This window comes from Acinetobacter sp. YH12142 (assembly GCF_013418435.1).
In the GTDB taxonomy this organism is placed as follows: Bacteria; Pseudomonadota; Gammaproteobacteria; order Pseudomonadales; family Moraxellaceae; genus Acinetobacter; species Acinetobacter amyesii.
The window spans coordinates 57,313-82,349 of the sequence record NZ_VPCB01000001.1 but is presented as its reverse complement, the minus strand read 5'-3'; the positions used below and the strand labels follow the sequence as shown (position 1 = coordinate 82,349).

Here is a 25,037-nt window from a genome sequence, read left to right as displayed (position 1 = left end):
AGTCACCATAAAAAAAGGTCAGCAGATGCTGACCTAAGAGGGAAATATCAATCAATTAAATGGCTTGAATTTGAGCCTGAGCTGTCGCCATTGCTTGTGCTTTCATGTCAGGTCCCATATTGACACCTTCGGCACGAATCACATCAATATCGCTAACACCTGTAAAATTAAATACGGCTTTTAATAAACCTTCTTGATAATCTACAGGGCTGTTATCGCCATACACGCCGCCACGACTGCTGGCAATATAGACTTTTTTATCACCTGCCAAGCCCACTGGACCTTGTTCTGTATATTTAAAGGTACGACCAGCAACACTGATACGGTCAATCCATGCTTTCAAAGTTGATGGCAAACCGAAGTTATACATAGCAGCACCAACCACAACCACATCGGCATCTAAATACTGTTGCAACAACTGCTCGCCTAAAGCCGATTGTTCTGCATTTTGACCCATCAAAATTTCACTGCTGAGATGTGGAATCTGCTGTACAGCTAAATCGAGATGTTGAACCTGTGCCGCATCACCATGTTTTTGCTGTAGCTGTTGTACAATTTCAGCGCTGAGTTGACGTGAAACTGAAGCGTCGCCCATGATGCTTGAATCAATATGCAGAATTTTCATGACTAAAACCTAAAGCTGTTGTTATTAACTTGAGCCTAGTGTAATCACTTTTCATAAATAGAATAATCCCGATCCTTATGACACTATGTTTTATTTTTAGAACAATCATTTTGAACTCGCAAAAAATTTAAAATTACTGAGCGGTTCTTGACCGTTATCAAGTGTAAATTTTCATGCTAATGTAAGCCTATAAAATGATATCTATATAAACTTTAAGAAAAAAACTGATAACTCGAACAGGGCAATGACACAGGATGACGGTGAAATCAAGCATACGTGACATGATCCTCCGCAATAGAATCGCCCAGTATTTACTGGAAGATGAAGTGGTGATGAATTGGAGTATCCTGAAAAAGTGTATGCTCATGCTGATGCTTGGCTCAGCCATTCATCTGCTTTGGATCATCTGGAAATTTTATGTTTATGTCACGCCAGAACTTTGGCAGTGGGTTAACCTTGAGCTCATCCACTCTCAATTGTGGACCAACATCGTCTTTTTTTGCTTAATGGTCCTGCTGATTTGGCCTTGCTATGCTGGAAAAGATAATCCCAAGATTCAGCTAATTTTACCTTATCTTTCGGTCGGCTTATTCGTCATTTCTTTATGTCGTGATGGTTATTTAATTGGCGTCATGAGTCCAGCCACTATGATCTCCTACGTGAGCCTTGTGACCGTTGGATTGGTACTATTTACACGAAAAATCGTCTATAGCATGCTGATTCCAGCCACGATTTTTTTATCCATTTGTATGTATTTAAGCATCCGCGGCATTATCCCCTATGCCCCGATTTTTCAACCTCATGCCTATGGCTATCAAAATAGTTTTTGGCTCTTCTCAATGATCTTTTTCATTGTTCCTATTTTATTAACCTGTTTGGCTTTATTTGAAATCTTACTCAGCCAATGGCGTCACCGAGAGCATCTGATTCAAAAACTTAGTCAAGTCGACCCACTGACCAATTTATTTAATCGACGCAGTATCAATCAGTGTTTGGAACAGCTCGATAGTGCTAAAACAGATACATATGCACTGGTCTTATTGGACTTAGACCATTTCAAACGCATCAATGATGAATATGGACACGATAAAGGCGATGAAACCTTGATTCTTGTCAGCCAAGTATTAAACCAACATTTACGCGGTAGTGATGTGGTTGGGCGGTTTGGAGGGGAAGAGTTTATTTTGGTGCTAAAAAATTCTAACTTAGAACAAGCGATATTCATTGCAGAGCGCTGTCGAAAAGCCATTGAGCAGCTTGAAATTTGGGGACATGATGGTCAGTTAATTCATGTGACAGCCAGTTTTGGTATTGCGATTTCTACGCCAGAATTGGTACCGCAACAATTGCTGACCCATGCAGATCAAGCGCTATACGCAGCTAAAGCTGGCGGCCGCAACATGGTGATGGCCTACACCGAACAACAAAGCTTTAGCCATTTGGTTTAAAACTTTTATACAGATCAGACGTGGCGTTGAGCTTTTAACGTGGATACTGTTCCATACGACGGACTGGCTGTTCCAGTTGAGCAGCCGCGATCCATGCCTCCACAGAAGGATGCTGCAAAATCTTTTGCATATAACGCTGTGTGTTGTCACTCACAGGTAACTGAAAGGTCTGTAAACGTGTTACCACGGGTGCAAAAAAAGCATCGGCAATAGTAAATTCACCGCATAGAAAGCCATCCACCGCAGGACGACTCGACCAAATCTGTTCGATTCGCGCTACTTCAGCACGCAATTCGGCATGTTCAGACCATAATATTTGACCATGGCGACCATAATCCGCCTGCAAATTCATACTGCATAAGCTACGCAATTGCATAAAACTACTGTGCATTTCCGCGCAAATACTCCGTGCCCATGCACGTTGTGTGGGATCTTTGGGCCACAGTGTAAGCTCTTGAAACTGCTCTGCCAAATATTCACAAATCGCCAATGAGTCCCAAATCATCACACCGTCATGTTGCAGTAGGGGCACCTTGCCATTGGCATGTAGGGCTAACATTTGCTGCTTGAACGCTGCGCCATCTGCTTCTTCAGAAAAAGGAATCAAGATCTCTTGAAAGGGTAAATTAAACGCGTGTAACACCAACCACGGTCGCATAGACCACGTCGAATAGTTTTTATTGGCAATATATAATTGCATCATTTTTATTCTCCACGCGATTTAAATTTTTCCAATTGCGCTAACAATTCTTTCTCGCTAAATGCGCCCGTCAAGCGCAGTCCACGTATCTCTTGATGCGCTGTATCTAAAAATAAATAGGTCGGTGGCCCTAAAATATCCCATTGATTGAGCAGTACTTGATGGGTTGCATCATACTGACTCAAATCCAACTTAATTAAGTAATACGGTGCCAAAGCCTGTTGCACTACTGTCGATTTTAAAACTTTATGTTCAATCGGCTGGCAGGCCACACACCAATCGGCATAGACATCAATAATTGCGGATTGACCTTGAGGAATTTCACTTAATAAACGTTGAAACTCTTCCGCTGTATGTGCCACATGCCAAGCACTTTGTTGTTGATTTTCTTCGACTAAAAAACGTTGGCTATGTTGATATTGACTGTACACAATATAAGGTACGGCGGCACAGAACACCAAGATATACAGCCATTTGAGCTGAGTACTGCGCCATAAAATGCGCCAAAGCACATAAGCGCTAAACACCAGACCCAGAGCAAGGGATAACCACTGTAACCAAGCTTCACTGATCAATGGTCGAATAAAATACAAAGCCAATGCCAACATGATGAAAGCAAAGAGCACCTTGATTTGATTCATCCACAAACCCGCTTTAGGCAATACCCGTGAGCCAAGGACACTGGCCAACAATAGCGGGGTCCCCATGCCAAAGCCGAGGGTGAATAACAATAACGCACCTTGCCACTGACTTTGGGTTTGGGAAATAAATAATAATGCGCCTGCCAACGGTGCTGTCATACAAGGACCGACCAGCAATGCTGAAATCATCCCCATGACTCCAGCGCCAACGAGACTGCCGCCCTTTTGCATCGACTGCGCTTGGTCTAAGCGATTAACCCAACTGCGTGGTAATTTCAGTTCAAATAAACCAAATAAATTCAGGGCAAAAACCACAAAGAGCACGCTAAAGGCAATTAAAGTCGAGGGTTGTTGCAACCAACGCTGGAAATTCAAACCTGCAGACGACGCCACCAAGCCGAGAATGGCATACACCATCGCCATACTGGTGACAAAAGTCAGTGCAATCATCCATGCTTTTAAACCTCGGCTGTCGCGGACAATCAGTGAGGTTAAAATCGGCAGCATCGGCAATGAACATGGGGTAAAAGCCAGCAAAAAACCCAGGCCAAAAAACAGCAAAAGTCCATAAAATATAGAGCTTTGCGCTAATTTTTCAGACCACATTTGGTCACTTGCGGTATAGCGATCAGAAGCCAATGCGGCATTATTTGCCCTTTGCTGATCTAAACGATTCGCCATAGGCTGTTCGACAGTATTTTCTGCTGCGAAGTCGAGTAAGCGTTTATTTGGACTGGCAAGATTTTGCTGTGTGACCAAGCCAGATGCATCCGTTTCAAAGCTAATGCTCTGTGGTGGATAACACACCCGATCCTTGGCACAACCTTGCCAACTGACTTGATAGGTCTGCAGTTTTTGAGTCGGAATTTTAAAACTCAACTGTTGGTAATACACCTGCGTATGACCATAGTTATCGTCTTTTAAATTCTCAGCAGCAGGCAAATCCAAAGCTAAAACTTGATTGCCCTGCTTCACCTCTATTTTGTGCTGATACAGATAATAATGCGCTGGAATATCCCAACTCAGCTCCGCCTGATCTGCACGCTCAGAGACGACCGAGAAAGGAAAAGCATCTTCAGCTGAAAGTAATGCATCCTGAGCAGAGACGCCCATACTGAACGACAGCACAGCCGCTGCCGCAACATAAGTCCATTGTTTCATTCAGCTGAATTCATCCTCAGTCTGTATTTATACGTTTTAAAATTTAGGATTCTTTTAGAACAGGTAAGATACACCTAAACCTGACTGATAATTTTTATGACCGCCAGTGAGTTCTAGACCAACGCTCGCATCCAACTGCATACGATCTGAAACGGCATACGTCAAACCTGATGCTAATGACACTTCCTGATCGGTACTCTCTGCTTTGCGATAAACCAGCTCAGAAAAACCCGATAAATTACCCGCTATTTGATATTCCAATCCAGGAATAGCACTCACAGCCCAATCACCATCTTGAACTTCATAACGCATGGTCATTGAAGTCCCAATTGTATCGCTATAATCATAAGCCACAGCGGAAGTCAGACTATAAATGTCATCTTCAGCACTAAAGCCTTCATTGCCTGTTGCAATAATGGCTTCTGCAAGAATGGCCATCGACAATTTCTCATCATTCAAATCAATGGCTTTTTTCAGGCCAATGCTGACATCACCCAAACCATCTTCTTCAACTGAGCGACCCGCAACTTTGGTTTTAGACCATGCAGGACCTTGCCAACCCAATTGCAATTCCAAATCTTTTGCCAAACCAGTACGGAATAACATGTCTGCATTTAAAGTGGTGTTTTTTACTTTTTCACCATTGTCATCACGACTTTCACTATAGCTCGCTGCTGGCAAACTTTGTTCCCATGCCAAACGACCTACAGGGGTAATGCCTGTGCCCATACCCGCGCCCGGACGGTCAAATGAAAAATCCGCCGCAAATGCAGACAGGCTCAAACTGGATAATGTTGCAATGCTTAAAACTTTAAATACAGTCATGTTTTTACTCACAATTATGCTAATTCTTTGCTCATTTTTGCGCCATGGCTACGCAAAAGCTCCAAGGTTTGTTTTTCTTCTTCCAATGCTTCCGACCAATTTACCGCGTCAAAATCACAGTCAAAAAATAATTCACTAATCGACGACAAAATGGTTAAACCATCGCTATCAATCATATTTGGATTCACTTTTTCATCCAATAAACGCTGTACCGCAGGGACACATGCTGCACTCGCGGCATCCCATAATGGACCATAAATTTCTTCAGCATCCCATAAATGCACATTGGCTTTGGCTTGAATCAGCGCTTCCAAGATTTGCATATGTACGTCTAAATGTTGTGTTTTCTGTTCTGCTGTTAAGGGTTGGCCTGCTTCATACGCTTCGCAAACCATTTCCCACCATTTAAACAAACCATCAGACCATACAGAAACCGCAGGTCCTTTTTCAAAGTCGATAAAATTTGGATTAAGACCATCTGCCAACAGGCGTTGCACCTGTGCAAGATCTTGTTCTTCTAACGCTTGCACAAAAAGCTGTTGTTGCGCTGTTAACATCTGGAAAGCTCACTTCAATTTATTTTGATCTATTATGCCGAATAAAGCTGCGTTTGTTTGAATTTCATGTAAAACAAAATACAAAACACACGAAAAAAGCCCCGCAGGGCTTTTTTTAAATTTTGAGACTTATTCGTCGTCTACGCTGTCATCCGCTTCAGCAAAAGCAGGTTGCGTACTGCGTGGGTTCTCTTTCTTTTCGAACACATGTTCAAGACTACGTTTAAGTCGATCAATTGCACCGTGAATAGCTGTATCTACATTATGACCACGATGGTTGACCACGACAGGTTTCAAACCTGCTGGACGTGCTTCAATCATACATTTGATGTCGTCGCTGCCGCCCTTGTCCCCATTTTCATCACTTAAATGCACCGAAAAGTGGGTAATGCGTTCACTATGGCGCTGAAATTCTTCATTAAGTTCTGCACGAACGTATGTAATTAGTCGATCACTATTAGGAATGTTTTTATCTGTACGGATTTCTATGTTCATAATATCATCCTCATATCTATCTGTATTAGCTATAAAAATTTGTGCAAAACTTATTATCTTGGCACGTTACATTTGCTGTAAATGTTACAGCAATGACCATCTTCAACTTTGTATGGAACGTCGTCCTCCACATTGAATGATGAACACTTTAGAGTCTGCAGATCCGTGTCCTTATACTTCGAATATCGGTCTTAAGTTAGAATTTTGCAAGTGCTATTTTGATATTTTTTTAATATCCATAAAAAAAGTAAGACTTTATTGTAGATTTGCATTGTTTTAATTGATTTGGGTCATATTTTTGTGCATTTCCTCGACGCCCACCTTCTATTTGCACAATTCCATTCAAACTCAAAATCTCGCTTTTACCGTCATCGATCATTCACAGCGTATTTCCCCTTCAAATTACAAAACAATTTTGCCGTTGAGTAAAGTTTGGCTTTATTTTTGCTTAATAATCTGTATGCTTTCAGTGCTTCTCGGGGGGAGATATTTTTTAATGAAACTTACACAAATCGTTGCATCATGTGCATTAGCATCTGCTGCTGCTTTCACTCAAGCTTCACCTATCGTATGGCAAGATTTCAGCTTAACTGGCCTATATGGTGAAAATTATGTTGTGCCTTTTGATGGTGACAACAATGAACAGAAAACGATCACAGCTGAATATGCCGCTAAACTGAAATATTCAGATGTATTCTTCTTCGTTGACCAAGCTTGGGACAAAGATGATGAAGCATCGACTTACCTTGAGCTTGCACCGCGCCTTAGCTTAGGCGAAGTTTCTGGTAAAGACCTTTCTATGGGGCCGATCAAAGACGTTCTGATTGCAACGACTTGGGAACATAATGCCGGCTACGACAAAAATTCTGAGTTTAATAACTTCTTGTATGGTATTGGCTTTGCTTTAGACATTCCATATACACAGTATGCAAACATCAACTTCTATAAAGCCGATAATGATTCTAAATCAGCCGGTACTAAAGATGATTATCAAATGACGATCACTTATGCTGTGCCATTTAAAATTGGCTCTGAAGATTTTCTAGTAGATGCTTTCCTTGACTGGTCAACAGCTGAAAAAGGGGCGCAAGCTAGTGAATTAAACTGGACAAGCCAATATAAATGGAATATAGGTAAGCATATCTCTCCTAAGACTAAGCTCTACGTAGGTGTTGAACACTCGGTTTGGAACAACAAATATGGCCTGAAAGGTCAGGACCAAAACGATGTCAGCGCTTTGGTGAAATACCACTTCTAAGTTCGACTCAGAACGCGATGAAGAAAAAAGCAAGGTTCATCACCTTGCTTTTTTTATGCCTAAGTTTTTAAATTGACTTTATTTTTATCAGAAATTTGCGCATGTCTTTTCTCATTCGACCTGCAACTCCACAAGACTTAGCGGCCATTCTCGCAATCTATAATCATGAAGTTCTCAACGGCTTTGCGACATGGAATGATCAAGCTTACACTCTTGACTCTTTTCAACAGAAATTGCTGGATTTCCAAAAGCAAAATTTTCCTTTTGTGGTGATTGAAGATCAGGATCAACAGCAAATCGCCGGTTATGCTGACTATGGTTCTTTCCGCCATTTTGCTGGCTATCGACATACTGTTGAGCATTCTGTCTATATTGACCCAAACTATGCTCGACAGGGTCTTGGTCAGCAATTATTAGAGCACCTAATTCAGCATGCCAAAAGCCAAAATATGCATGTCATGATTGCAGGCATTGATCACGGCAATAGCGCCTCGATTGCCCTGCACAAAAAATTAGGCTTTAAGCAAACAGGTTATATGCCTGAAGTGGGACAAAAGTTTGGTGAATGGCGTGATCTGGTCCTGATGCAACTTCAGTTATAGCCCGTATTGAGCTGTGTTTATGGTAATTTATCCAAACGAATACCATCTTGTATCACACTCAGCACCGATAAATTATGACGCACCGCATCACGATAAAGATCTTGTAACTGTAAAAAAAGTAGTTTTAATTCGGCCAATTTAAGCTCTTGCTCAGGTGCGGTTTCTGCAATCGTGACCAAATAACGTTTTTTGATTTCATCCACGCTTAACTGTTGTAATGCCTGATGGATTTCTGCAACGCGAACTACAGTATTGTAATGCACTGCAAGGCTCAGTCCCGGTCGTCGCTCTGACAAAGGATGTTCTGCCTGAATGGCATAACTCAGTGCCGCAACTGAATCACTGTTCACGCTTAATAATGGATTCAACTCTTGCCACGCTTCCCCTAAAAAAAAGGAGTGTTGTACAAAAGGTGAATCCAAGACATCTTGAGGGGTTTCTGCTTCTAAAATCAGTGTTTCCAAATCATTCGGTGGGATCAAATATAATATCGCGTCCATATTCTTATCTTCTTGTTATGTATTTAGTTAAGATTAACTTTTATTGAGCAATAATTATACAATTTTTTGTATATCAGCTGACTTATTCAATTCATGTATAGCCCAATCTATTCCGACTGAAATCATAAGTAACTCACTATTACTATGCTTACCGCCAATTCAATTAGACCACCTGCTATCAAAAAACAAATGCATGTCTAAAGTTTAAAAGCGAATTATTTCAAAGTATGAATTTTATGCGCTAAAATTTAAAATTATCAAAATTAATCAGGGGGATAAATGGCAAAATTCTTAAATACCAGTGGCACTAACTTCTTTCTTGAAGAGTTAATCAAAAATGCCAAAGAGCGTTTGATTTTAATCAGCCCCTATTTACGTTTAAATGACCGTATTAAGGAGCTTCTTGAAGATAAAGACCGTATGAAAATTGATATTCGTATTGTCTACGGTAAGAGTGACTTACATCCAGATGAAATAAAATGGATGCAAAAACTGGATTATGTCCGCGTGAGCTTTTGTAAAAATTTGCATGCAAAGTGCTATTTAAATGAAGGTGAATGCATTATTTCAAGTTTAAATCTTTATGAATTTAGCCAAGTAAATAACAATGAAATGGGGATTTTAGTTCGTAAATACGAAGATGATGAAGTCTTTAAAGATGCCTATGAAGAAGCCCAACGTATTATTCGCATCAGTGATGAAGTACGCATTACTTTAGATGAGGTGAAAGCAGAAAAACCTACTATTGAAAAAAATGAAGAAGAATCACTTTTACAATCTAAATTAACCAGTTCAAAACTCGCCGCAAAGCACAAATTAAAACCCCCTGAATTATTAGAACTATTGGTGAGTAAAGGGTTACTTGAAGAAAAAGCAGAAGGTAAGCATACGCTTACAGATTCAGGTAAATTCATTGGAGGAGAATTCAAGCCCAATCAATATGGTGGCTATTTTCTTTGGCCTGAAAACATTGAACTTTAATCCACATAAAAATTTCCTCCCTTTAAGCATTACAGCCGTGAGTAAAATACCTACCCCCTCTCTTGCCCCAAAATATGGAGCAAAAGAGGGTATTAAACAACCTAAATCGCCACCAGTTCCCGAATACCTTTTTCGGGCATTTCACTACCGACACCTTGTGCAATCACTTGCCCCCGCGCCATCACGGTATATTCATCTGCCAGTTCTTCTGCAAAATCATAAAACTGTTCAACCAAAACAATCGCCATTTCTCCGCCATCAGCTAACTGACGAATCACACGACCAATGTCTTTAATAATCGAGGGCTGAATGCCTTCAGTCGGTTCATCTAAAATCAATACCCGCGGTTCGGAAGCGAGCGCACGGGCAATCGCCAATTGCTGCTGCTGACCTCCAGATAAATCTCCACCTCGTCGATGTTTCATTTCATCCAATACGGGGAAAATCTCATAGAGATGTTCTGGCACTTTTCGGGTTTTAGCGCCTTTAAATTTTGCCATCCCAATCAAAATATTTTCTTCAACGGTCAAGGTCGAGAAAATATCCCGCCCTTGCGGTACATAAGCTAAGCCTTCACGTACACGCTGTTCTGGACTTAGCTTAGAAATATCTTTGCCATCCAGTAGGATCTGCCCTGACTTGATCGGTAAAATGCCCATTAAACATTTTAATAAGGTGGTTTTACCCACACCATTTCGCCCGAGCACCACTGAACACGCCCCCACGGGAGCGGCAAATGTCACATCTCTTAAAATATGACTGCCACCATAAAACTGATTGACGTCTTTGACTTCTAACATGGTCTGCTCCTTAACGTCCAAGATATTTTTCAATGACATCTTCATTGGCTTGGACTTCGGCCAATGTACCCTCGGCCAAAATCGCACCTTGCGCCAACACGGTGACTTTTTCACTGATGGTGTCAATAAAGCTCATGTCATGTTCAACCACGATAAGGGTATGGTTCTTTTTCAATTCTAAACACAGCTCTGCGGTACGCTCTGTTTCAGCATCGGTCATCCCTGCTACGGGTTCATCTAGCAGAATCAACTTTGGACGCTGCATCAGTAGCATGCCTATTTCTAACCACTGCTTTTGACCATGTGACAACAGCCCTGCCGGTTTATGGATTAATTCTTCTAAGCGGATTTGTGCTAAAGATTCGTCCAAGGCATTTTGCGCATCTGGATCGAGTTTGCTGAAGAAACTCTTTTTCACCCGTTTATCTTTCGGTGCTGCCAATAACAGGTTTTCCATCACAGTAAAATTTTCAAATACAGTAGGCTTTTGAAACTTACGACCGATCCCAGCTTCTGCAATTTGCTCTGTACTCATTTTTGCCAAATCATAGGTTTGCCCAAAAAAAGCCGAACCTTCTGTCGGACGAGTTTTCCCTGTAATCACATCCATCAGCGTGGTTTTGCCTGCACCATTGGGACCAATGATGCAGCGCAGCTCACCTTCTTTGATATATAACGACAAATCATTTAATGCACGGAAAGAATCAAACCAGACACTGACTTTTTCTAAATACAAGGCAATGCCGTGACTGAAATCCGCACCCTGCTCCTTTGGTCGTCCATAACCTTCAGCAGCATGACCGCCATGCGGTTGAACCCATTGATCATTCATTCGCTGCGCTCCTTTTTAAACCGCTCTAATAACCCAATCACACCTTTTGGCAGGAATATCGTTACCACAATAAACAGCGCACCTAAAATCAATAGCCATGCCTCTGGATAAGCCACCGTGAAATAGGTCTTCACCCCATTGATTAAACCTGCACCCAGTATCGGGCCAATCAGCGTACCGCGACCACCTGCAGCCACCCACACCGCCATTTCAATCGAATTGACAGGGTTCATTTCACTCGGGTTAATAATGCCTACTTGGGGGACATACAGAGCGCCTGCAATCCCTGCAATCACTGCGGACAAAACCCATGCAGAGAGCTTGTACCATAAGGTACGGTAACCTAAATATTGCAAACGGTTTTCACTGTCACGAATTGCACCAAGGACGCGCCCATAGGGTTTATTCATCAGGTGACGTAAACCGACAAAACAGATAAGCAAAGTCAGTGCCGTGAGGAAACACAAGGTTGCACGCATTGGTGCAGAGGTAATATCCATACCTAAGATGGTTTTAAAACCGGTAAAGCCGTTGTTACCGCCAAAGCCTGTTTCATTGCGGAAAAACAGTAGCGCCGCAGCAAAGGTCATGGCTTGGGTAATAATTGAAAAATACACGCCTTTAATTTTTGAGCGGAAGGCAAAGAAGCCAAAAATGAAGGCAATCAGTCCTGGGACCAAAACCACCAAAGCCAATGCCCACACGATATGTTCAGTACCCATCCAGTACCACGGTAGCTCGGTCCAACTCAAAAAGCGCATAAAGTCGGGTAAGCCATCGCCTGCCGCTTCACGCATGAGATACATACCGAAGGCATAGCCGCCCAAGGCAAAGTACAGACCATGCCCTAAGCTTAAAATGCCGGCATAGCCCCAAACCAAATCTAAGGCCAATGCCACCAAGGCGAGACACATAATCTTGCCAATGAGCGTGACCCAATACGCTGATAAATGCAGTGCTGAATCGGCGGGTAATACATGTAACCAAGGTAAAATCAGTAAAATGGCAAAGCACACGGCAATCGCCATACCGCTATAGGGTTTATCCGATAATAACGAAGTGATTTTCATGCGCTTACTCCACAAAACGGCCTTTGATGGCAAACAAACCTTGTGGACGTTTTTGAATAAACAAAATCACAAGAACCAGTAGAATAATTTTCGCTAAGACTGCACCCATGCCGATTTCCAGCACTGTGCCACTGACACCTAGACCTAAAGCCGCCAATACTGCGCCCCATACTTGGCCAACACCGCCAACCACAACCACCAAGAACGCATCGATAATATAGTTTTGTCCTAGGTCAGGACCGACATTGCCGACTTGTGCTAAGGCACAGCCTGCCAGACCTGCAAGCCCCGAACCTAAACCAAAAGCCATCATGTCAATGCGGCTAGAACGGATACCTACGGCCTGTGCCATTTGACGGTTTTGCGTCACGGCACGAACAAATAAACCAAAACGGGTTTTATTCAGTAAATAAACCAGCAACAACAGTACCGCAACGGTAAAGCCAATAATGGCAATGCGGTTATAAGGCAGCATCAGGCTCGGTGTCACAGCGACCCCTCCTGACAGCCAAGAAATATTTGACACCTCAACGTTCTGCGCACCAAAAACCATGCGCACCACTTGCATTAAAATTAAGCTCACACCAAAGGTGGCTAATAGAGTTTCCAATTGACGGCCATACAAGGGACGAATAACAGTACGTTCAATCAACATGCCGATCAAAGCACTTACAATAAATGCAGCAGGAATCGCGGCAATCAAGTACCAGTCGACATAGCTACTGAGATAACTCCTAAACAGGCTTTGCACCACATAAGTGGTATAGGCCCCGATCATGATCAGTTCACCATGCGCCATGTTAATCACGCCTAGCAGACCATACGTAATGGCTAAGCCCAACGCCGCCAGTAGTAAAATACTGGCCGTGCTGAGACCTGAAAAGACATGTCCAGTCCATTCACTGGCCTGAATACGAGTTTTAATATTGCTCTTGGCTTCTGTCAGTGCGGCTTTTAACTCAGGATGCAGGTTGGCTTGTTGTAATTCCTGTTCCACCATCGCCAACACATCGGGACGGTTAGAATCTTGCAGCACTTTGGCCGCCTGTATTTTTTGTAAAACATCAGGGTTTTGATAATCCAAGCGTGCTTTGAGCTGCGCTAAACGGGCTTTAACTTTGTTATTTTTTTCATTTAAATACAATTGATTAATATTTTTAACATCCAACTCAGCCAAGTTATTTTCTAAAATATCAATTGCATCCAAACGTTGGTTTAAATCATCCGATTGCAGCTTTTCTTTCGCTTGCGCAAACGTTAAGGCTTTACGAAGGGTATTCACCAAGGTGACTTGAGATAAATCGGCAGGCCAATCCGTCACGGTTTGCAAATCAGGATAGCTCAATAATTTTTCGTCAGTTTCTAAAATATAGGTTTGACCGCTTTGACCACTATATAACTGGTCTTTTTCGACCAATGCGGCCAACTGATCTAAGGATTCAATATCGCCCGGCCATTGATTCAGTAAACTGCGGCGCTCGGTAAAACTACCGCGAACAAATTGCTGAATGGCGTCACCTTGCTGCACAGATTGCACCGTAGGCACGACATTCGCTGCAGTTTCTGCATGCACGATTTGCAGACAGAATAATTGGCTCAGGAATAGAAAAAGGATCGGGAAATTGCGTAATTTTTTCATCTTATAAGCATCCCTATTGAGTAATAGAACAACCCCATCTAGGGATCACATCAAAACATGCCCACTACACAATGGCAGTAGGCATTTGGATTGAATTATTTCGGGATGTACGGGCTCCATGGCTCTGCAGCAATGGTTTTTGCCGTTTTGTGCACCACATCAAACTGACCATCGGCACGGATCTGACCAATCATGACTGGTTTATGCAAATGATGGTTCGACGCATCCATTTGCAAGGTATAGCCCGATGGCGCTTTAAATTCTTGGCCGGCCATAGCTTCACGCACTTTATCGACATCTGTGCTTCCTGCTTTTTCTACCGCTTGTTTCCACATATTGATGCCGACATAGGTAGCCTCCATCGGGTCATTGGTCACAAATTTATCGGCATTTGGTAGTTTGTATTCCACGGCATACTGCTTCATTTTATTGGTGAATTCAGTATTCACTGGATTTTTCACTGACATGAAGTAGTTCCACGATGCCAAGTGTCCGACCAGCGGCTTGGTGTCGATACCGCGTAATTCCTCTTCACCTACAGAGAACGCCATCACTGGAATATCCGCAGCTTTGATGCCTTGGTTGCCCAATTCACGATAGAACGGCACATTTGAATCGCCGTTAATGGTCGAGATCACAGCAGTCTTTTTCCCTGCCGCAAACTTCTTCACATTGCCCACAATGGTTTGATAGTTGCTATGACCAAATGGGGTATATTCTTCCATGATGTCTGCATCGGCAATGCCTTTCGACTTCAAAAATGCACGTAAGATTTTGTTGGTGGTACGTGGGTAAACATAGTCTGTGCCCAATAGTACAAAGCGTTCTGCCTTACCACCCTCTTCACTCATCAGATATTCAACAGCAGGAATCGCTTGCTGATTCGGTGCTGCACCTGTGTAGAAAATATTTTTAGACTGTTCCTGACCTTCATACTGAACAGGGTAGAACAATAAGCCATTTAATTCTTCAACCACGGGTAAAACCGACTTACGAGATACCGACGTCCAGCAACCAAAAATCACGGCTACTTTGTCTTGGGTAATCAACTGACGGGTTTTTTCCGCAAATAGTGGCCAGTCCGATGCAGGGTCAACCACCACAGGTTCTAGTTTTTTACCCAATACCCCGCCATTGGCATTAATTTCATTAATCGCCATCAAGGCCGTATCTTTAAGAGAAGTTTCTGAAATCGCCATCGTGCCTGACAGCGAATGTAAGATCCCAACTTTAATGGTGTCATCACTTGCTGCAGCGGCTTTTGGTTCAGATGCAGCACTTTCTGTTTTTTCTTCTGCAGGTTTTGAACAGCCCGTTAAAGCAATCGCCCCAGTCATCGTTGCCGCTAAAATACTTTTAGCAAATACATTACGTTGAAACATTATTTACACTCCCAACCTAAGCTTGTAAGTCACATTTTTAAAATACATTTGTTGTCTTTCATCACAACAGAGCAATTCAATAACTGTGCCAAGCCTTATTTTTTATTTTGATTGAGTGCTTTTATTTATTTTTAAATGTTATTTTTCAAATAGTTACAATCATAAAATTTGCTTTTAATTTTTTATGGGTCGATTCAAAAATCGTAAAATCACCGCAAAGATGCATACAAACTTGTATCCAACATTTGACCTATAATTGAACAATTTTGCGACGTTTTTCAAAAAACACGGTGTTTTGGCACACAAATCATGCAGCTTTTCCTAAATTTGAAGCAAAAAAAAACCACTTGCGTGGTTTTTTCCTTGTTGCAATTTTAAACCGCTAAATCGGCCAAATTACCCTTCTGTTCCAACCAATATTTACGGTCTGAAGAGCGCTTCTTCGCCAATAATTTGTCGAGTAAACCTGAAGTAAACTGTACGTCATCCAAGTCCAGTTGCACTAAACGACGTGTATCGGGATCCATAGTCGTTTCACGCAGCTGACTCGCGTTCATCTCGCCCAATCCTTTAAATCGTGTGATTTGAGGATTTTTGGTTTTACATTTCTTTAAGATGCTTTCTAGTTCATCTTCATCCAAGGCATAGTGCACATCTTTATTGTCATCTATACGGAACAGCGGTGGCATCGCCACAAACAGATGTCCTTCCTCAACCAAAGTATGGAAATGTTTGACGAACAATGCGCAGAGTAAAGTCGCAATGTGCAAACCATCAGAGTCCGCATCGGCCAAGATACAAATCTTGCCATAACGAAGTTCTGACAAGTCGTCACTGCCCGGATCTACACCAATCGCAATCGCAATATCATGTACTTCTTGCGATGCTAAGACCTCATCAGATGACACTTCCCAAGTATTTAAAATCTTACCGCGGATCGGCATGATCGCTTGGAAGTTCTTATCACGTGCTTGTTTGGCAGAACCACCTGCAGAATCCCCTTCCACAATAAACAGTTCTGATTCTTCGAGGGTATGGCCCACACAGTCAGCCAGTTTACCCGGCAAAGCTGGGCCGGAAACGATCCTTTTACGTTCAACTTTTTTCGCAGCTTTTAAACGGCGACCAGCCTTAGCAATCACCATTTCAGCCAGTTGCATAGCAATATCGGAGTTTTGATTCAGCCACAGTGCAAAAGCATCTTTGGCAATATTTAACACCACACCAGAGGCTTCACGGCTTGAAAGTCGTTCTTTGGTCTGACCTGAGAATTGTGGCTCTTGGAATTTCAAAGACAGAATAAAGTTGACGCCATCCCAGACATCTTCGGCAGATAGCTTCATATTCCGTGGCAATAAATTCCGTAATTCACAGAATTCACGAATCGCATCTGTCACACCCGAACGTAAACCATTGACATGGGTACCGCCTTGCGCAGTCGGGATGAGGTTGACATACGACTCTTGAATGGACTCACCACCTTCCACATTCCAACAAATCGCAAACTCAGCGCTGGCACGCTCTGCCTCACCGGTCGCCACAAATGCAGGGGCAGGAACGATGTCACGGTCTTGCAGTTCATCCATCAAATAGTCAACCAGACCATTTTCAAATTGCCATTCGATCTTTTCGTTGTTGATTTGATCGATATAAATAATCTGCAAGCCTGCCGCCAAAACAGCCTTGGCTTTTAAGTTGTGTTTTAAGGCTTTCAGCGCAAATTTAGGCGAATCAAAATATTTGGCTTCAGGCCAAAAATGCACGGTAGTACCCGTTGCACGTTTAGCGCATTTACCTTCCAACACCTCAAGCGGTGCCACAGGAACGCCATGTTCAAAGGCCATTTTATATAGATTGCCTTGACGTTGAACTTCCACCTCAACACGGTTAGACAATGCGTTGACGACAGAAATCCCTACACCATGTAGACCACCTGAAAATTGATAATTGTCTGTGCTGAATTTACCGCCGGCATGTAGTTTGGTCAGAATAATTTCAATCCCGCTTTGACCATACTCAGGATGGATGTCAACTGGCATCCCACGACCATTATCTTCAACTGACAATGAGCCATCTTTATACACTGTCACGGTAATTTTATTGGCATGTCCTGCAAGCGCTTCATCGACGGCGTTATCTATCACTTCCTGCGCCAAATGGTTTGGTCGTGTAGTGTCTGTATACATCCCCGGACGACGACGTACCGGATCTAGGCCAGATAAAACTTCAAGTGATTGAGCCGTATATTGCGTCACGTTGCAAAATTCCCTGCTTTTTTGGTTAAAACATTTCTTCAAGCGCTACAGTATATGCTTTTTTATTAAAATGCATATCTCTTGCGATCAGCCGCCATTTTCTTAAACAATTTAAACGTCAAATGATGTCGTAACTGCCCATTTTTTGTATGTTGGATCTAGCTTTTCAGCATTTGGATTGGATCATTTTATTTAGGCATATTTTTGACAGCATCGGACAAAAACTGCAAGAGCATCGGTATTTTTTCTGCAAAATCATCCATGCCATGCGTTCCACCCACCTCAGTGATCAGCATAGCCGTGCCGGCTTGAACCGCACTATAAAAATCAGCAGCATCTCGATAATCCAAGGTTTCATCACCTTGTTGGAGCAAGACCAACAGTTGATCTGCATTTTCAACCTTAGATACAGCCAAAGCCTGCATTTGATTGAGCTGTGCATCATCCAAGCACCACGTTTCAGTCACCTGATAAGGCAATGCCGTGTCGCCAAATAAATCACGAAATAATTGCCATGGATAGACCGCAGGATTGATGAGTACCGCAGGAATGTGATGGCGTGCCATCAACTGCGTCGCATAAAAGCCACCTAAACTGCTACCGACCAAAACCACATTATCCAAACCTTCAATCAGCTCTGACATCTGCTGCATTACCTGTAGTGGTGGCATATTCAAATCTGGCAAATGCACGTGCACACCATTTAAGTCTGCGCAATAGTGCCGCAATATCTGCCCTTTCACTGAATTTGAGTTACTTTGAAAACCATGCAAATACACAATATTCATCATTTTGATTCCAAATTGATCTTTAAATTGCTTTAAAAGTGGCATATAAGTGCTAACTGCGTCACATTTTCTAAATTTGAATTTTTAGTAAAATTGTCAGACAAAAGGCATTCACCGACAGGTCTGTTATCGGTATTGTAAAAGCTGTTCGTGAGAATTTTATAAAATAAACAATGAAACTTCAGGCTATTCCAGTAATAAATACAATCGAGGGATAGCATTGAATGTAAGGATAGGAACATTATGCCTAGCTTAACACCATTGCATGAAACCTATTGTAAATGGGATCGCACACCACCCAGTCAAGCTGATGTTCTGGAAGGTTTGGCACAGCTCGTGACAATGCGTTTTAGTGATGTCGTGCATGACTTGATCAAAAACATTCAACGTGAAATTTTAATCAGTATTTTTGGAATGAGCGAACAAGGCTCGAAAGCCTTTCATAAGCAGCCGACCATTGCACGGATTTATGAATTTTCTTACAACACCTTTTTCAATTATGGCAATTATTTACTCGCACCAACGCTGCGTAGCATTATTGAAAAATTCCCACGCTTACACGACAAACCGCTCACGCCATCTTTACATTTTTTAGTGGGCGCGCTGAATGGGGTCTTGGGCGACTATTTACTGAAATATCACAACCCGATGGCCTTACCCATGGTGGTTTACGACCATTATGGTGCGGTACAAAAAGGCGAATTAACCGGTCGTATTACCCTGTTGATTCATGGGCTCTGCATGAATCATCTGTCATGGTCGACAGCCAAATATGGCGGCATTGGTGAAAAATTACTGTCACAACGTGACCACAACACCATGCTGTATTTAAATTACAACACGGGTCGTCGTATTTCGACCAATGGCCGCAGCCTAGCCAATACATTAGAAGATTTGGTCCGTCGCAACCCCGGTATTACCAGTATCGACTTAATTGGTCATAGTATGGGGGGCTTAGTGTCCCGTAGTGCCATTTTTTATGGCAAACAAAATATGTATCAATGGATTCATCAGGTTGAAAATCTAGTCTGCTTGGGCTCACCACATCATGGTGCGGTACTTGAACGTGTCGGATTTCATCTGCAAGATCAATTGGGGCGTTTCCCCTTGGTCAAAATCGTGGGCCACGTGGTGAATATCCGTAGTAACGGCATTTTAGATTTGCGCTATGGCAGCGTGCGTGATGATGATTGGGAACATAATGATGTCCGTATTGGACTCATGGACGACAACCGTAAACCAGCCCCGATTCCATCACATATCAATACATACCTCGTGGCAGGGACCATCGAATATGAACATCGTCGCAATAAAACGCGACATGTGATTGGAGATTACTTGGTCAGTGTGAAAAGTGCATTGGGGGAACATCCAAATGCACGATATCAACTGAAAGTGCCAGATTCACATAAAGCGATTTTTTATGGACTAAACCATTTTGAAATTCAGCATCACCCGCAAGTGGCCGAGCAAATCGTGCATTGGTTCTATCCAAACAATGACGATAAAGCTTGTGATCATATCTATGAATTTATGATGGACTTGGAAAGTATGGAAGGCATTGCCCTAACCTAACGCAATTTTCCCTCCCATGCAGACTCGTATAAAAAAAGCCCTCAACTGAGGGCTTTTTTAGTATCACTGAATTAAAATTTATCACGTAAACGTGGCACGGGTTTGCTTGGATATTTACGCAATAACTGCCAAAGACTAAGTAAAGTTAAGACCGCAAAAAACACCAATGACCAAACCGGTAATGATTGTCCCAAGAAGGTCCAATCTACTTTGGCACACTCACCTGAGCCAGTCAGTACTTGTTCAAAGACCGATTTTAAAGGCAGCGTTTCTACCCAATAATCCAGTCCCGGGCCACAGCTAGGTACTTTGTCTGGCGGTAAGTTTTGCAGCCAAATATGACGCGCAGCCACCCCAGCAGACCAAAGAATTGATAGTGTCCCCAACAATGCGTAAATGCGTTTACCCCAATTCGATGCTGGATTGTGAATCAACGCAATCAATGAAATGATGCCGAGTCCAATCAAACCAATACGTTGGAATACGCATAATGGACAAGGTTCTAAGCCTTGTACATGTTCTAAAAACAGCGCAAAAGACATACCGATCACGCTGGCTAAAAACAACAAACCACTCACGAAGCGGAAACTCCATTTCATGGTAAATCCTCTTAAAATTTTTTATCTAAAGTTTTTCAAATATTCTTCAAAACTCAAGGTGCAGTCTTGCTCAAGTTGAGCCTGTTTTTCTAAAGACTGCTCAGCAGCTTGTGCAAAATATGCTGCAGTTTCAGGGCTCAAAACATGCTGCTCATACACTTCAGCATGTTGTAAGGCCATAAAGCTACCAAAGCCCCAAGTTCCACCTTGTTCTAAAGTATCGCTAATCATACGTGCCGACAATGTTTCATCGACTTCATCGATGCGTGATTGCATCACAGCCATTGCCTGAGTGTAAATATCTGTATTGTAAGAATCATCCAGCAATTCAGCCAACGGTTGCATCGCTGCAACATGTGTACGACACCATGTTTCAATTGGAATCGCTTGGCCTTGCTGTAAAATCACTGCGTTTGGCGCACGGCCACGGTTTACTACTTCAGCCTGATTTTTCTCAATTTCATTTTGTTCGGCATCTAACAATGCTGGGCTGTCTTGCAATAAACAGTATAAAGCCACCACTTCGAGCAAGCCTGCCGTGTCTTCATTGATCCCAATTGGGCTATAAGGATTGACGTCTACTGCGCGTAATTCTACATAACCCACACCACGATTTTGCAGGGCTTCAGATGGTGTTTCACCATCCTGTGGCACTTGTTTCGGACGAACCAAACTGTAGTATTCATTTTCAATTTGCAACACGTGGTCATTAATTTGAATCGGTTCACCCTGTTCATCATTTAAACCTAAATGACTAAATGCGGCATACGGGGTATGCACCGCTTTTTGCAAACCTTCCAAATATGCCTGAATGTCGTTGTAGTGAATCCCTAACTGTTTTTGTGCCGAATTTTGATAACCAAAATTTCCCATACGCAGCGCCGTTGCATAGGGTAAAAATAGCGTGCCTTTTAAGAGCGGTAACAGCTGATGTTCACGTCCAGTCATAAAACATTTACACACCGACGGGCTCGCCCCAACCAAAAACATCACCAATGGCGTTAAACGAATAAAATTACGGATCAGGCCGAAATAACGATGACTGCGATAATCTTGTAAGCTCAATGCTTTGAGAGCATCGTCAGTTTCGTGTTGTTGTAGTGCTTCAAAGAAATGATCTGGGAAGGATAAATTATAATGCACCCCTGAAATGGTCTGCATCCGGCGACCATAGCGCACCCCTAAACCACGACGGTACAAGGTTTTAAAACGTCCTATATTCGAGCTGCCATATTGCGCTAAACGAATACTGTCTTCGTCTTTATCCAACATGCATGGCATCGACAATGGCCAAAGTTTTTCACCATGTTCTAAATGCGTATGTGCAACAGCGTGAATATCTTGCAGATAATTCAACGCCTCGGTAATGGTTTCTTTTGGCGGCGTGATAAATTCCATTAAAGCTTCAGAATAGTCTGTCGTAATATGCGGATGAGTCAAAGCCGCACCCAAGGCTTGGGGATGGTCGGCCTGAGACAAGAAACCGTTGCTTTGCATACGTAAGCTTTCACGCTCAATACCGCGCAACATTCCTTTAATCAGCGAAGAATCTACCCAAGTCGGTAAAATGTCTTGAGAGGTCGATTCGGGTTGACTCATTGCTATCTCGCTTAAATGGAAGAAACTACTAAAATAAAATCATCAGTTTATATCAGTATAACGCGATTTGAAGTGGGCATATGACCCACTGTATAGTTTTGAGACAAACCGTGATTTTATTTTGGCAATTTTTTATCACAAACTTACTCTATATGACATTTGAAATTTGTGATTTTATAAACAAATATATGCTAATAATGCTTAAAACTTATGAATTATCAAGATATTCTCGAATTTTGGTTTAACCCAGAAAATCAGCCCAATTGGTTCGCTAAAAGCAATAATTTTGATGTTTTAATCGAAAAAAAGTTTAAAGACATCCATCAAGCGGCCAGTCAAGCAGAACTATGGCAATGGCGTACTACTGCCGAAGGTCGCTTGGCTGAAATTATTGTTTTAGATCAATTTTCTCGAAATTTATTCCGTGACTCTGGCTTGGCTTTTGCCCAAGATGCACTGGCTTTGGCGCTTGCACAAGAAGCTATCGCGCAGGGTTTAGATCTACAATTAAGCCCTGAACAGCGCTCATTTTTATATATGCCCTTTATGCATAGCGAATCGACAAAAATCCATCAAAGCGCGTTAAAATTATTTGAGCAACTGGGCAATCCGATCAACTTAGAATTTGAAAAAAAGCATAAAGTGATTATCGATCGATTTGGACGTTACCCGCATCGCAATGCGGTATTGGGCAGAACATCTACAGCAGAGGAATTGGAATTTTTAACCCAGCCCAATTCTAGCTTTTAATTGACGGCTTTTGGCCAGTATCTCCCCTTGCCATGAACCGACTGAACAGGAGTATGCGCATGAACAAACTCATTATCGCAGCAGCCATGACCGCAGCACTCGGTTTGACTGGCTGTGCCACAACCCCATCAAAACCTTTGACCTTTGAACAACTCGGTCAATATTCTGCGACACCATTAAATGCGCAAAGCTATCGTATTAGCTTTCAAGCTAGACCCAATATGAGCTATGGTACTGCCGAAGAAATCACCTTGGTTAAAGCCGCTCAAACCACCCTACACAATGGCTTTCAATATTTTAAAGTCATGGATGACCCGAGTAATCGGAGTCAAAAACCGCCGCGCCAAGCAGTGATTTACCCAGACCCTATGCCTTATCCATATGGCTATTACCGTCGCCATCCTGGTTTTTGGCCAGGCCCGTTTTATGACGTTCCACAGGTGGTCACACTCGATCCAACTCAAGTTTCCTACAGTATTACTTGCTATAAAGATCGTGCCAAAGCCCCTCAGGATGCCTTTGATGCTCGCTTGATTTTGCAATCACTCGGGGCTAAATATGGTTTAGACAGCCAAGGAAATCCTTTGCCTGTAGCCGCTGAGCCTGCCACCAAATAAGTCAACCCATAGAGACCCGATCATTGATGAACCCAACTGAACAGCCCGCTGTTTCACCCAGTCTGCAACGCAGTAAACGCTTTGCCACCATTGCTTTGGTGGTGGCTGTGCTGGCGTGGATTGCATTGATGATCGCAGCTAAATTGCTGCCCGAATATGTTTGGCTCATTCATATTTTGATGCTTTCAGCAGAAGCTGGCGTGGTTGGTGGTTTGGCAGACTGGTATGCGATAACCGTTTTATTTCGCAATCCCTTTGGTCGGATTCCGATTCCTAAATTTTTACGTGACCACACAGAAATTATTCCACGCAATAAAGCACGCATTGCCGAGTCAATGGGCCGCTTTGTTCAGGAGAATTTTCTTTCACCACAAGTGGTTGAAAAAAGCTTAGCGGAGACGGATCTCTCTCTTGCCGTCGGGAAATGGTTGGCCAATCCGCACAATAATGCGCAAGTGACCCAAGTCATTCAGCAAACGGTACCGAAAATTTTCGAATTTGTCGGTCAGGAACAAATTGGACAATTTATCCAAAATAACAGCGTGCAATGGGTACGCAATACGCAAGTCAACCATCTTGCCAGTGAAATGCTACGGGCAGTTTTAGAAAATGACTTCCATCAAGATGTGTTACAGCGCGGGCTCGATTTAGCCCATGATTGGGTCACACAGCATCCAGAACAAACCCGCGACCTTTCACGTCAATTGTTTAAAGAACTCGGGGTTTGGAAGCTCGCCAAAGGTGCGAGCTGGATTGGTATTGATGTACAGCAGCGCACCATTGATTCACTGGTCAGTCGTGTTGAGTCCATGCTTGCTGACCATGAACATCCGTGGCGCCGTAAAATCGAAGACATGGCACAGCAACTCATGCATGAGTTGGCAGACAATCAAAGTGTAGCCAGCCAACGTTTGAATAGCACCAAAGACGCTTTATTAGACAGCCCACAAATGCTTAACTTTTTAAGCGGCGCTGTTGTGATTTTATGTGATGCGATTAAATCTGATCTACAAAAGCCGGACTCAGGTATTGCACAAAATTTAAGAGTCGCCATTCAACAAGTGGGCGAAAATATTGTCTCTAACGTCGCTGTACGCCAATTGCTGAATGAAAAAATGAGTGATATTGCCATCAATCTCTCCGATCAATATAGCGAAAAAGTCATTCGGTTTATCAGTGAACGTATACATGAATGGGACTCACGTGAAATGATAGATAAGATCGAAAACGAAGTCGGTGGCGACTTGCATATGATTCGAGTCAATGGTGTCGTGGTCGGTGGTTTTATTGGCCTCGCACTAGGGATTATTCGTGCCTGTGTAGAATGGCTGCTTTAGC

At 42.7% G+C, this 25,037-nt stretch carries 24 protein-coding genes; 8 read left to right on the top strand and 16 right to left on the bottom strand.

All coding sequences use genetic code 11. The features are described 5' to 3' along the window. Positions 1-55: 55 nt before the first annotated feature. Positions 56-625: an FMN-dependent NADH-azoreductase gene (locus FTU77_RS00415; protein WP_078190588.1), complete on the bottom strand. Its 570-nt coding sequence runs from the start codon at positions 623-625 to the stop codon at positions 56-58. Between the two features lie 281 nt (positions 626-906). On the opposite strand from FTU77_RS00415, the gene FTU77_RS00410 reads away from it, so the two are divergent. Then, on the top strand, positions 907-2,073 hold the full coding sequence (locus tag FTU77_RS00410) for a GGDEF domain-containing protein (protein ID WP_257223557.1): 1,167 nt from the start codon (positions 907-909) through the stop codon (positions 2,071-2,073). Between the two features lie 34 nt (positions 2,074-2,107). Here the strand turns inward: FTU77_RS00410 and FTU77_RS00405 are convergent, their stop codons facing one another. From FTU77_RS00405 to FTU77_RS00385, 5 genes are all read right to left on the bottom strand, one after another. Next, complete coding sequence (locus FTU77_RS00405) at positions 2,108-2,776, bottom strand: glutathione S-transferase family protein (protein WP_180022331.1); 669 nt, start codon at positions 2,774-2,776, stop codon at positions 2,108-2,110. A 2-nt stretch (positions 2,777-2,778) separates the two neighbouring features. Then, positions 2,779-4,575, bottom strand: coding sequence for a protein-disulfide reductase DsbD (gene dsbD, locus FTU77_RS00400; protein ID WP_180054176.1), 1,797 nt, complete (start codon positions 4,573-4,575; stop codon positions 2,779-2,781). Positions 4,576-4,629: 54 nt separating this feature from the next. Continuing rightward, positions 4,630-5,400, bottom strand: coding sequence for a transporter (locus tag FTU77_RS00395; RefSeq protein ID WP_180054175.1), 771 nt, complete (start codon positions 5,398-5,400; stop codon positions 4,630-4,632). A gap of 14 nt (positions 5,401-5,414) precedes the next feature. Continuing rightward, positions 5,415-5,957 (bottom strand): ankyrin repeat domain-containing protein, encoded by a 543-nt coding sequence (locus FTU77_RS00390; protein ID WP_111885128.1) that lies wholly within the window; start codon positions 5,955-5,957, stop codon positions 5,415-5,417. A 129-nt stretch (positions 5,958-6,086) separates the two neighbouring features. Beyond that, on the bottom strand, positions 6,087-6,452 hold the full coding sequence (locus tag FTU77_RS00385) for an HPF/RaiA family ribosome-associated protein (RefSeq protein ID WP_111885127.1): 366 nt from the start codon (positions 6,450-6,452) through the stop codon (positions 6,087-6,089). A gap of 496 nt (positions 6,453-6,948) precedes the next feature. Between FTU77_RS00385 and FTU77_RS00380 the strand changes: the two genes are divergently transcribed. Together FTU77_RS00380 and FTU77_RS00375 are read left to right on the top strand one after the other, a co-directional pair. After that, complete coding sequence (locus tag FTU77_RS00380) at positions 6,949-7,710, top strand: outer membrane protein OmpK (RefSeq protein ID WP_168379688.1); 762 nt, start codon at positions 6,949-6,951, stop codon at positions 7,708-7,710. Positions 7,711-7,811: 101 nt separating this feature from the next. Continuing rightward, entirely contained in the window at positions 7,812-8,312 is a 501-nt protein-coding gene (locus FTU77_RS00375) for a GNAT family N-acetyltransferase (protein WP_180022328.1), read from the top strand. A 17-nt stretch (positions 8,313-8,329) separates the two neighbouring features. Here FTU77_RS00375 and FTU77_RS00370 read toward each other — a convergent pair whose 3' ends face one another. Further along, the gene (locus tag FTU77_RS00370) at positions 8,330-8,812 is read right to left on the bottom strand and encodes a DUF1877 family protein (protein ID WP_168379686.1); all 483 of its coding nucleotides are present in this window, start codon (positions 8,810-8,812) and stop codon (positions 8,330-8,332) included. A 279-nt stretch (positions 8,813-9,091) separates the two neighbouring features. Here FTU77_RS00370 and FTU77_RS00365 point away from each other — a divergent pair, with 279 nt between their 5' ends. Next, positions 9,092-9,793 carry a phospholipase D family protein gene (locus FTU77_RS00365; protein WP_180022327.1) on the top strand — a complete coding sequence of 234 codons (702 nt, stop codon included), beginning with the start codon at positions 9,092-9,094 and terminating at the stop codon, positions 9,791-9,793. Positions 9,794-9,894: 101 nt separating this feature from the next. On the opposite strand, the gene urtE is transcribed toward FTU77_RS00365, so the two are convergent. The 7 genes from urtE to FTU77_RS00330 all read right to left on the bottom strand — a co-directional run bounded on the left by urtE (position 9,895) and on the right by FTU77_RS00330 (position 18,559). Next, complete coding sequence (gene urtE, locus FTU77_RS00360) at positions 9,895-10,593, bottom strand: urea ABC transporter ATP-binding subunit UrtE (protein ID WP_068532840.1); 699 nt, start codon at positions 10,591-10,593, stop codon at positions 9,895-9,897. A 10-nt stretch (positions 10,594-10,603) separates the two neighbouring features. Continuing rightward, the gene (gene urtD / locus FTU77_RS00355) at positions 10,604-11,425 is read right to left on the bottom strand and encodes an urea ABC transporter ATP-binding protein UrtD (protein ID WP_068532837.1); all 822 of its coding nucleotides are present in this window, start codon (positions 11,423-11,425) and stop codon (positions 10,604-10,606) included. Further along, on the bottom strand, positions 11,422-12,495 hold the full coding sequence (urtC, locus tag FTU77_RS00350) for an urea ABC transporter permease subunit UrtC (protein WP_180054174.1): 1,074 nt from the start codon (positions 12,493-12,495) through the stop codon (positions 11,422-11,424). The genes urtD and urtC overlap by 4 nt, the downstream gene beginning before the upstream one ends. A gap of 4 nt (positions 12,496-12,499) precedes the next feature. Then, the gene (gene urtB / locus FTU77_RS00345) at positions 12,500-14,134 is read right to left on the bottom strand and encodes an urea ABC transporter permease subunit UrtB (RefSeq protein WP_180004372.1); all 1,635 of its coding nucleotides are present in this window, start codon (positions 14,132-14,134) and stop codon (positions 12,500-12,502) included. Positions 14,135-14,229: 95 nt separating this feature from the next. Then, a complete protein-coding gene (gene urtA, locus FTU77_RS00340) occupies positions 14,230-15,516 on the bottom strand; it encodes an urea ABC transporter substrate-binding protein (protein ID WP_180054173.1) in 1,287 nt (428 codons plus the stop codon). A gap of 374 nt (positions 15,517-15,890) precedes the next feature. After that, entirely contained in the window at positions 15,891-17,771 is a 1,881-nt protein-coding gene (gene parE / locus FTU77_RS00335) for a DNA topoisomerase IV subunit B (protein WP_180054172.1), read from the bottom strand. Positions 17,772-17,959: 188 nt separating this feature from the next. Further along, positions 17,960-18,559, bottom strand: a complete 600-nt coding sequence (locus FTU77_RS00330; RefSeq protein ID WP_180054341.1) for a YqiA/YcfP family alpha/beta fold hydrolase — start codon at positions 18,557-18,559, stop codon at positions 17,960-17,962. Positions 18,560-18,802: 243 nt separating this feature from the next. Here FTU77_RS00330 and FTU77_RS00325 point away from each other — a divergent pair, with 243 nt between their 5' ends. Further along, on the top strand, positions 18,803-20,134 hold the full coding sequence (locus tag FTU77_RS00325) for an alpha/beta hydrolase (RefSeq protein ID WP_180025879.1): 1,332 nt from the start codon (positions 18,803-18,805) through the stop codon (positions 20,132-20,134). A 71-nt stretch (positions 20,135-20,205) separates the two neighbouring features. On the opposite strand, the gene FTU77_RS00320 is transcribed toward FTU77_RS00325, so the two are convergent. Both FTU77_RS00320 and gshA read right to left on the bottom strand, forming a co-directional pair. Then, on the bottom strand, positions 20,206-20,733 hold the full coding sequence (locus tag FTU77_RS00320; protein ID WP_078190602.1) for a disulfide bond formation protein B: 528 nt from the start codon (positions 20,731-20,733) through the stop codon (positions 20,206-20,208). 21 nt (positions 20,734-20,754) lie between these two features. Beyond that, positions 20,755-22,332: a glutamate--cysteine ligase gene (gene gshA, locus FTU77_RS00315; RefSeq protein ID WP_168379700.1), complete on the bottom strand. Its 1,578-nt coding sequence runs from the start codon at positions 22,330-22,332 to the stop codon at positions 20,755-20,757. 210 nt (positions 22,333-22,542) lie between these two features. On the opposite strand from gshA, the gene FTU77_RS00310 reads away from it, so the two are divergent. Genes FTU77_RS00310 through FTU77_RS00300 form a run of 3 tightly spaced genes read left to right on the top strand, consistent with a single transcriptional unit; the run spans position 22,543 to position 25,036 of the window. Further along, on the top strand, positions 22,543-23,082 hold the full coding sequence (locus FTU77_RS00310; protein WP_078190604.1) for a DUF924 family protein: 540 nt from the start codon (positions 22,543-22,545) through the stop codon (positions 23,080-23,082). 59 nt (positions 23,083-23,141) lie between these two features. Further along, positions 23,142-23,699: a hypothetical protein gene (locus tag FTU77_RS00305; protein WP_180054171.1), complete on the top strand. Its 558-nt coding sequence runs from the start codon at positions 23,142-23,144 to the stop codon at positions 23,697-23,699. 26 nt (positions 23,700-23,725) lie between these two features. After that, positions 23,726-25,036, top strand: coding sequence for a DUF445 domain-containing protein (locus tag FTU77_RS00300; protein WP_180025876.1), 1,311 nt, complete (start codon positions 23,726-23,728; stop codon positions 25,034-25,036). Position 25,037: the final 1 nt, after the last annotated feature.

What these genes read in the sequence shown, in the direction of transcription:
- urtE (WP_068532840.1), bottom strand. Translation starts at nt 10,593, where the DNA reads ATGTTAGAAGTCAAAGACGTCAATCAGTTTTATGGTGGCAGTCATATT.
- FTU77_RS00320 (WP_078190602.1), bottom strand. Translation starts at nt 20,733, where the DNA reads ATGAAATGGAGTTTCCGCTTCGTGAGTGGTTTGTTGTTTTTAGCCAGC.
- dsbD (WP_180054176.1), bottom strand. Translation starts at nt 4,575, where the DNA reads ATGAAACAATGGACTTATGTTGCGGCAGCGGCTGTGCTGTCGTTCAGT.
- FTU77_RS00410 (WP_257223557.1), top strand. Translation starts at nt 907, where the DNA reads ATGATCCTCCGCAATAGAATCGCCCAGTATTTACTGGAAGATGAAGTG.
- FTU77_RS00305 (WP_180054171.1), top strand. Translation starts at nt 23,142, where the DNA reads ATGAACAAACTCATTATCGCAGCAGCCATGACCGCAGCACTCGGTTTG.
- FTU77_RS00330 (WP_180054341.1), bottom strand. Translation starts at nt 18,559, where the DNA reads ATGAATATTGTGTATTTGCATGGTTTTCAAAGTAACTCAAATTCAGTG.
- gshA (WP_168379700.1), bottom strand. Translation starts at nt 22,332, where the DNA reads ATGAGTCAACCCGAATCGACCTCTCAAGACATTTTACCGACTTGGGTA.
- urtD (WP_068532837.1), bottom strand. Translation starts at nt 11,425, where the DNA reads ATGAATGATCAATGGGTTCAACCGCATGGCGGTCATGCTGCTGAAGGT.
- FTU77_RS00415 (WP_078190588.1), bottom strand. Translation starts at nt 625, where the DNA reads ATGAAAATTCTGCATATTGATTCAAGCATCATGGGCGACGCTTCAGTT.
- urtA (WP_180054173.1), bottom strand. Translation starts at nt 15,516, where the DNA reads ATGTTTCAACGTAATGTATTTGCTAAAAGTATTTTAGCGGCAACGATG.
- FTU77_RS00310 (WP_078190604.1), top strand. Translation starts at nt 22,543, where the DNA reads ATGAATTATCAAGATATTCTCGAATTTTGGTTTAACCCAGAAAATCAG.
- FTU77_RS00385 (WP_111885127.1), bottom strand. Translation starts at nt 6,452, where the DNA reads ATGAACATAGAAATCCGTACAGATAAAAACATTCCTAATAGTGATCGA.
- urtC (WP_180054174.1), bottom strand. Translation starts at nt 12,495, where the DNA reads ATGAAAATCACTTCGTTATTATCGGATAAACCCTATAGCGGTATGGCG.
- FTU77_RS00405 (WP_180022331.1), bottom strand. Translation starts at nt 2,776, where the DNA reads ATGATGCAATTATATATTGCCAATAAAAACTATTCGACGTGGTCTATG.
- FTU77_RS00395 (WP_180054175.1), bottom strand. Translation starts at nt 5,400, where the DNA reads ATGACTGTATTTAAAGTTTTAAGCATTGCAACATTATCCAGTTTGAGC.
- FTU77_RS00365 (WP_180022327.1), top strand. Translation starts at nt 9,092, where the DNA reads ATGGCAAAATTCTTAAATACCAGTGGCACTAACTTCTTTCTTGAAGAG.
- FTU77_RS00390 (WP_111885128.1), bottom strand. Translation starts at nt 5,957, where the DNA reads ATGTTAACAGCGCAACAACAGCTTTTTGTGCAAGCGTTAGAAGAACAA.
- FTU77_RS00370 (WP_168379686.1), bottom strand. Translation starts at nt 8,812, where the DNA reads ATGGACGCGATATTATATTTGATCCCACCGAATGATTTGGAAACACTG.
- FTU77_RS00375 (WP_180022328.1), top strand. Translation starts at nt 7,812, where the DNA reads ATGTCTTTTCTCATTCGACCTGCAACTCCACAAGACTTAGCGGCCATT.
- FTU77_RS00300 (WP_180025876.1), top strand. Translation starts at nt 23,726, where the DNA reads ATGAACCCAACTGAACAGCCCGCTGTTTCACCCAGTCTGCAACGCAGT.
- urtB (WP_180004372.1), bottom strand. Translation starts at nt 14,134, where the DNA reads ATGAAAAAATTACGCAATTTCCCGATCCTTTTTCTATTCCTGAGCCAA.
- FTU77_RS00325 (WP_180025879.1), top strand. Translation starts at nt 18,803, where the DNA reads ATGCCTAGCTTAACACCATTGCATGAAACCTATTGTAAATGGGATCGC.
- FTU77_RS00380 (WP_168379688.1), top strand. Translation starts at nt 6,949, where the DNA reads ATGAAACTTACACAAATCGTTGCATCATGTGCATTAGCATCTGCTGCT.